We start from the raw sequence: 6,896 nt of genomic DNA on the forward strand, positions 1-6,896 counted from the left end.
GGGCACGGGACCTCGCGCATGAAGCCCTCGTACTTGTCCTTGCTCCAGTCCGACTCGGTCTCGGCGTGCCGCCGCTCGAGGAAGGTGATCACGCCCTCGAAGCCGGTCGAGTACTGCCGCTCGCGACCCCACCGGTTCTTGTACCGCACGTGGACCTCGTGGTTGCGGCCGTGCAGGACCGCGTCCTTCGCGCGCTGCGGGAGCGCGCGCCACGGCACGGTCATCGAGAAGCCCATCTCGTCGGCCAGGGCGTTCAGCACGCGGCCGAAGTACTCCGACGACGTCTGCGCCCACGGCACGACCGCGCCGTCCTCGAGCGAGAGGTCCTCGTCCGGGACGACCAGCTCGGGGTCGACCTCGAGGCGCGAGCCGATGCCCGTGCACTCGGGGCATGCACCGTAGGGCGCGTTGAACGAGAACGTCCGCGGCTCGATCTCGTCGAGCGTCAGAGCGTGGTCGTTCGGGCAGGCGCGCTGCTCCGAGAACCGGCGAACCTTGTCGGGGTCGTCGATGTCGCGGTCGACGAGGTCCACGAGCAGCAGCCCGCCGGCCAGCCCGAGCGCGGTCTCGACCGAGTCGGTGAGGCGCCGCTGGACGCCCTCGCGGGCGACGAGCCGGTCGACGACGACCTCGATGTCGTGCTTGAGCTTCTTCTCCAGCGCCGGCGGGGACGCGAGCTGGACCACCTCGCCGTCCACCCTCGCGCGGGCGAAGCCCTTGGCCTGGAGCTCGGCGAACAGGTCCGCGTACTCGCCCTTGCGCCCTCGCACCACCGGAGCGAGCACCTGGTACCGCGTGCCCTCGGGGAGTTCGAGAAGGCGATCGACGATCTGCTGGGGGGTCTGCGCCGTGACGCGCTCACCGCACACCGGGCAGTGCTGCGTGCCGGCGCGCGCGTAGAGCAGACGGAGGTAGTCGTAGACCTCGGTGATCGTGCCGACCGTCGAGCGCGGGTTGCGGTTGGTGGACTTCTGGTCGATCGACACCGCGGGCGACAGGCCCTCGATGAAGTCGACGTCCGGCTTGTCCATCTGCCCGAGGAACTGACGCGCGTACGCGGACAGGGACTCGACGTACCGCCGCTGCCCCTCGGCGAAGATCGTGTCGAACGCCAACGACGACTTCCCCGAGCCCGACAGGCCCGTGAACACGATCAGCCGGTCACGCGGCAGGTCCAGGTCGACGTTGCGAAGGTTGTGCTCACGGGCACCCTGCACCACCAGACGGTCGTTCACGGCGTGCAGTCTACGTTCCACCTCCGACATTCGCACACCCGTTCGACCGCAGTGTTCTTCTCCTCGTCGTGCCGAACGCGAGGCACGCGCGCGCCGCGCCCGCCGTGCTGGACACGGCACGGCGATCCATGCTGGTCCCACCATGACGAACCACGCGCCCGCACGCGGACCTGCCACCGGACCGGACCCCGAGCCGTTGCCCGTCCCGATCGCCGAGTACGCGGTGATCGGCGACGGCCGCACCACGGCCCTCGTCTCCCGTCGCGGCTCGATCGACTGGCTCTGCCTGCCGCACGCCGACTCCGCTGCGTGCTTCGCCCGGCTCCTCGGCACCGAGGACAACGGGCGGTGGCTGCTCACCGTCCCGGACGCGCACACCGTCTCGCGGCGCTACCTCGGCGACTCCTTCGTGCTCGAGACGACCTACGAGACCCCGACCGGGGCGGCGGTCGTCGTCGACGCGATGCCCATCTCCGACGGCCGCGCGGACGTCGTGCGTCACGTCACGTGCACGCGCGGCACGGTGCACGTGCGGCACGAGTGGATCGTGCGCTTCGGGTACGGCGCGATCCAGCCGTGGGTCACGCGCAACCGCGGCGCGGACCCGGCGATCCGCGCCGTCGCGGGCCCCGACTCGCTCGTCCTGCGCGGCACGCACCTGCCCCGAGCGGCCGACCACCGTCACGCCGACGAGGTCGAGCTGCACGCCGGGCAGGTCATGGAGCTCGCGCTCACCTGGGTCCCCTCGTGGGAGCCGGTGCCCGAGGTCGTGCCTTCGCCCGCGCGCGTCGACTCCACCCGCATCGCCTGGGGTCTGTGGGCCCGCGACACGCGGTACGACGGCCCGCACCGGGAGGCGGTGATCCGCTCGCTGCTCGTCCTGCGGATGCTCACCGACTTCGAGACCGGCGGGATCGCGGCCGCGGCGACCACGAGCCTGCCCGAGGACTTCGGCGGCGAGCGCAACTGGGACTACCGCTACTGCTGGCTGCGCGACGCCGCGCTGACCCTCGAGGCGCTGCTCGAGCAGGGCTTCACGCAGGAGGCGATGCAGTGGCGTGACTGGCTGCTGCGCGCGGTCGCGGGCGACCCCGCCGACCTGCAGATCATGTACCGCCTCGACGGCGGCCGGGACCTGCCCGAGCACGAGCTCGCGCACCTGCCCGGCTACGCGGGCTCGCGGCCGGTACGTCTGGGCAACCTCGCCGCGGGCCAGGTGCAGAACGACGTCCTGGGCGAGGTCATGTGCGCGCTGCACGCGGCGCGGGAGGCCGGCGTCCTCGAGGACGACGCCGCGTGGTCGCTGCAGCGCCACCTGCTCGAGGAGCTCCTGCAGCACTGGGACGCGCCCGACCGGGGCATCTGGGAGGTGCGCGGTGAGCCGCAGCACTTCGTGCACTCGAAGGTCATGTCCTGGGCGGCGGTCGACCGTGCGGTCCGCGCGGTCGAGGAGCACGGCCTCGACGGCCCGGTCGAACGATGGCGTCTCGCGCGCGACCGGATCCACGCGGACGTCCTCGAGCACGGCTGGGACGCCGGCCGCCGCACGTTCGTCCAGTCGTACGGTGCCGAGCACACCGATGCCGCCCTGCTGCAGATGGTCCACGTGGGCTTCCTGCCGCCCGACGACGAGCGCGTGCGGGCCACCATCGCCGCTGTGCGGGCCGAGCTCGAGGTCGCTCCCGGGCTCCTGCTGCGCTACCTGCCGGAGCGGACCGACGACGGCGTCGCCGGGCATGAGCACCCGTTCCTGGCCTGCTCGTTCTGGCTGGCCGAGGCCCTGGCACGCACTGGGGAGGTCGACGCCGCCAGCGCCGTGCTCGACACGCTCGTCGGGCTGACGAACGACGTGGGCCTCCTGGCGGAGCAGTACGACCCGCAGGGTCGTCGCATGGCGGGCAACGTCCCGCAGGCGCTCTCGCACCTCGCGCTCGTGCAGGCCGCGCAGGCGCACGCCGTCGCCGTGGCGGCCGCACGCGAGAGGGGACGTGCATGACCGCCTACACCGGAGACGTGACCACCGGCGGGCCCACCGCGCTGCGGGTGCTCGACGAGGTGGAGATCCGCAAGGTCTCGGTCGGCCCGATGGACAACGACGCCTACCTCGTCACGTGCCGGCGCGGCGGGTCGCAGCTGCTGGTCGACGCGGCGGCCGACCCCGACCGGCTGCTCGAGCTGGTGCGCGAGGGCAACGAGACCGCGCGCCTCGACGTCGTCGTGACGACGCACCGCCACCGCGACCACCTGGCGGCGCTCACGTCGGTGGTCGCCGCTACCGGAGCCCAAGTCGCTGCAGGGGCGCCCGATGCCGACGCGATCACCGAGCTCACGGGCACGTCGGTGACCCGGGTGCTGCACGACGGCGACCTCGTCGTGGTCGGTCACCTCACGCTCGAGGCCGTCGCGCTGCGCGGGCACACACCCGGGTCCGTCGCTCTCGTCTACCGCGAGCCCGAGCACGTCACCTGCCCGGGAGCGGTCGCCGGCCGGGCCCACGTCTTCACGGGCGACTCGCTGTTCCCCGGCGGCGTCGGGCGGACGACGACGCCCGACGACTTCACCTCGCTGTACGCCGACGTGACCGCACGGCTGTTCGACCGGTTCGACGACGCGACCTGGGTGTACCCGGGCCACGGTCGCGACACGACGCTCGGTGCCGAGCGACCGCACCTCGCCCAGTGGCGTGACCGCGGCTGGTGAGGTCTGACCGCCGCCTCAGTCCTCCAGCGGGCCGAGGACCGAGGTGGCGACGGTCGCGTGCGCGGACTCGTCGTCCGACGGGTGGAAGATCCCGGCGAGCACGTCGCGGTACAGGCGGCCGAGCTCGTTCCCGGAGAAGTACGCGCCCCCACCGGACGCCCGCAACGCGAGCTCGACGACCTGGCGAGCCGACTCGGTCGCCCGCACCTTGAGCCCCACGAGCTGCGCGAACCACCGGCTGCCGTGGTCGATCTGCTCGTCGACGTCCCGCGCGAGCGCGAAGACCTGCAGCTCGGCGCCGTCCTGGAGGAGCGCGGCGTCGGCGATCCGCCAGCGGATGTCCGGGTCCTGGGCGTACGGCCGGCCGTCGTGCTTGAACGACGTGCGCCGACGCGCGGCCGCGACCGCGAGCTCGATCGCGCGGCGCCCGATCCCCGTGTAGACCGCGCCCAGCAGGATCTCGAACACGGCGAACAGCGCGAAGATGAACGGGTCGGCCGACGGGCCCGGCGGCAGTCGGCGGTACACCCGGTCCGCCGGCGCGTAGGCGCCGTCGAGCACGGTCGTCTCGGACTGGGTGGCCCGCATCCCCAGCGTGTCCCAGTCGTTCTTCGACGACGTGCCGTCCCGGTTCACGACGCCGTGCACGAGCCGAGGGTCGGACGGGTCGGAGTCGTCGAGGCCGAACGTCGCCAGGCGGGTCCAGACCGGCGACAGCGACGTGAAGATCTTTGTGCCGTGGTAGCGGTAGCCGCCGTCCGGCGTCGGCACCGCGCGCGTCCGCGAGCCGAACATCACCAGGTCGTTGCCCGCCTCGGAGTTGCCGAACGCGAACACCTCGCCGGCTCCCGCGTCGCGCAGGACGAACTCCAGCGAGTCGTCGCCGCGTCCGACGAGCAGCGCCGCCATGCCCGTGACCACGAGGTGCATGTTGACGGCCAACGCTGTTGCGGGAGCGGCCGCCGCGAGGCGTACCTGCTCGCGGGCGACCTCCTCGAGCGTGAGGCCCGAGCCGCCCAGCCGCTGCGGGACGAACGCCCTCAGGTAGCCCGCCTCGACGAGCTCCGCGAGGTCCTCGTGCGGGAACGTGTTGTCACGGTCGTGGCCCGCGGCGCGCTCGTGCACGCGCGTCAGCAGGTCGTCGGTCAGCAGGGTGCGCAGCTCGCGCGCCATGGTTGCCCCTCGCGTTCGGGCCGTCGGTGCCGGCGACGGCGGGTGGTGGTCGTGGACTGGTGGTGCGTCGGTGGCGGTCAGCTGACCACGTCAGGGTCGGACCCCGACCGTTCGCCGCGGTCGAGTGCGGAGATCCGCTCGTGGTCCTCCTCGGTCAGCTCGAGGTCGGCCGCCCCCAGGTTCTCCCGGATCCGTGCGGGCGTGACCGATTTCGGGATCACGGCGACGCCGAGATCGAGGTGCCAGCGCAGCACGACCTGCGCGGGGGTCGCGCCGTGCGTGCGGGCGATGTCGCCGATCACCGGGTCGGCCAGGACGGCGCCGCGGCCCAGCGGCGACCACGCCTGCGTCACCACACCGAGCTCACCGTGCAGCGCACGCAGCTCGCGCTGCTGGAGGTAGGGGTGCAGCTCGACCTGGTTCACCACCGGCACCTCGCCCGAGTCCTCGACGATGCGGCGCAGGTGCACGGGCTGGAAGTTGGACACGCCGACGGACCGCACACGACCCTCGTCTCGCAGCCGCAGCAGCGTGCGCCAGGTCGGCACGTACAGGTCCCGCGCGGGCGCGGGCCAGTGGATGAGGTACAGGTCCGGCACCCCGAGACCGAGCCGTTCGACCGACGCCGCGAACGCTGCCTCGGCGGCGTCGCCGTGCGCGTCGTTCCACAGCTTCGTCGTGACGAAGACCTCGTCGCGCTCCAGGCCGCTCGCCCGGACGGCTCGCCCGACGCCCGCCTCGTTGCCGTAGAGCGTCGCCGTGTCGACGAGCCGGTAGCCCGCCGCCAGCGCCTCGGCCACCGCCGGGGTCGCGTCGTCGTCGGAGACCTTGTACACGCCGAAGCCCAGGACGGGCATCCGCATGCCGTCCGCCAGGGTCACGCTCGTCGTCATCCCGCCACTCTGCCATCCCGCGGCGCAGGCACCACGCCCGGACGGGCTCGCCGTCGGGCAGGATGGGGCGCATGCCGATGTTCGCCGTCCAGTACACGTACGACCAGCGCGACGACGTCCGCGACGTCGTGCGCCCCCGCCACCGCGCGTACCTCGCCGGGCTCGCCGAGTCCGGCGCCCTGCGCGGCTCCGGCCCCTACGTCGGCGGCTCCCCCGGCGCCCTGCTCATCTTCTCGGCCGACGACGAGGCGGCCCTGCGGGCGCTGCTCGAGGCCGACCCGTTCCACCTCGAGGGTCTGATCGCCGCGACCGAGGTCCGCGAGTGGAACCTCGTCCTGGGGCCCTGGGCAGGCTGACCCCTGCGCGGCGTCCTCAGACGGGGGCGTCGGTCAGCGCACGACGCTCGTCACGGCGCGACTTCGCCAGGCTCGCGGCGGCGGTCGTGCCGAGGATCACGACGATCGAGAGCAGCGACGCCCAGATCGGGATCTCCGGTGCCCACGCCACGGGTTCGCCCCCGTTGATGAAGGGAACCTCGTTCTCGTGCAGCGCCTCGAGGACGAGCTTCACCCCGATGAAGCCGAGCAGGACCGCCAACCCGTAGCTGAGGTACACGAGGCGCGCGAGCAGGTCGCCGAGCAAGAAGTAGAGCTGGCGCAGTCCCATGAGCGCGAACAGGTTCGCCATCATGATGAGGTACGGCTCGCTCGTCAGCCCGAACAGCGCCGGGATGGAGTCGAACGCGAAGAGCAGGTCCGTCGCCCCCAGGGCGATGAGCACGATCAGCATGGGGGTGATCAGGCGACGGCCGCCCGCGACCACCGTGAGCTTGACCCCGTGGTACTCGGAGGTCGACGGGAACCACCGCTCCACCAGACGAAGCAGCAACGGCGCG

The 6,896-nt window shown here is 72.6% G+C and carries 5 protein-coding genes and 2 pseudogenes; 3 read left to right on the plus strand and 4 right to left on the minus strand.

Annotated features, from left to right (window positions below; all coding sequences use genetic code 11):
* Nucleotides 1-1,265 (minus strand): annotated as a pseudogene (locus tag CWIS_RS19200) (excinuclease ABC subunit A); the annotation flags it as partial.
* A gap of 112 nt (nucleotides 1,266-1,377) precedes the next feature.
* On the opposite strand from CWIS_RS19200, the gene CWIS_RS03340 reads away from it, so the two are divergent.
* Entirely contained in the window at nucleotides 1,378-3,231 is a 1,854-nt protein-coding gene (locus CWIS_RS03340; protein WP_082156172.1) for a glycoside hydrolase family 15 protein, read from the plus strand.
* On the plus strand, nucleotides 3,228-3,935 hold the full coding sequence (locus tag CWIS_RS03345) for an MBL fold metallo-hydrolase (protein ID WP_048341799.1): 708 nt from the start codon (nucleotides 3,228-3,230) through the stop codon (nucleotides 3,933-3,935). Before CWIS_RS03340 ends, CWIS_RS03345 begins: the two co-directional genes overlap by 4 nt.
* A gap of 15 nt (nucleotides 3,936-3,950) precedes the next feature.
* Here CWIS_RS03345 and CWIS_RS03350 read toward each other — a convergent pair whose 3' ends face one another.
* Complete coding sequence (locus CWIS_RS03350; protein ID WP_048341800.1) at nucleotides 3,951-5,108, minus strand: acyl-CoA dehydrogenase family protein; 1,158 nt, start codon at nucleotides 5,106-5,108, stop codon at nucleotides 3,951-3,953.
* Between the two features lie 77 nt (nucleotides 5,109-5,185).
* Nucleotides 5,186-6,001, minus strand: coding sequence for an aldo/keto reductase (locus CWIS_RS03355; protein ID WP_048341801.1), 816 nt, complete (start codon nucleotides 5,999-6,001; stop codon nucleotides 5,186-5,188).
* Between the two features lie 71 nt (nucleotides 6,002-6,072).
* On the opposite strand from CWIS_RS03355, the gene CWIS_RS03360 reads away from it, so the two are divergent.
* The gene (locus CWIS_RS03360; protein ID WP_048341802.1) at nucleotides 6,073-6,357 is read left to right on the plus strand and encodes a YciI family protein; all 285 of its coding nucleotides are present in this window, start codon (nucleotides 6,073-6,075) and stop codon (nucleotides 6,355-6,357) included.
* A gap of 16 nt (nucleotides 6,358-6,373) precedes the next feature.
* Here CWIS_RS03360 and CWIS_RS19205 read toward each other — a convergent pair.
* A pseudogene (locus CWIS_RS19205) lies at nucleotides 6,374-6,896 on the minus strand (TerC family protein); the annotation flags it as partial.

Origin of the sequence: Cellulomonas sp. A375-1 (genome assembly GCF_001040865.1) — a bacterium.
Lineage (GTDB): Bacteria > Actinomycetota > Actinomycetes > Actinomycetales > Cellulomonadaceae > Cellulomonas > Cellulomonas gelida.

Coding starts and splice junctions, on each gene's coding strand:
- CWIS_RS03340 (WP_082156172.1), top strand. CDS start 1,378: ATGACGAACCACGCGCCCGCACGCGGACCTGCCACCGGACCGGACCCC.
- CWIS_RS03345 (WP_048341799.1), top strand. CDS start 3,228: ATGACCGCCTACACCGGAGACGTGACCACCGGCGGGCCCACCGCGCTG.
- CWIS_RS03350 (WP_048341800.1), bottom strand. CDS start 5,108: ATGGCGCGCGAGCTGCGCACCCTGCTGACCGACGACCTGCTGACGCGC.
- CWIS_RS03355 (WP_048341801.1), bottom strand. CDS start 6,001: ATGACGACGAGCGTGACCCTGGCGGACGGCATGCGGATGCCCGTCCTG.
- CWIS_RS03360 (WP_048341802.1), top strand. CDS start 6,073: ATGCCGATGTTCGCCGTCCAGTACACGTACGACCAGCGCGACGACGTC.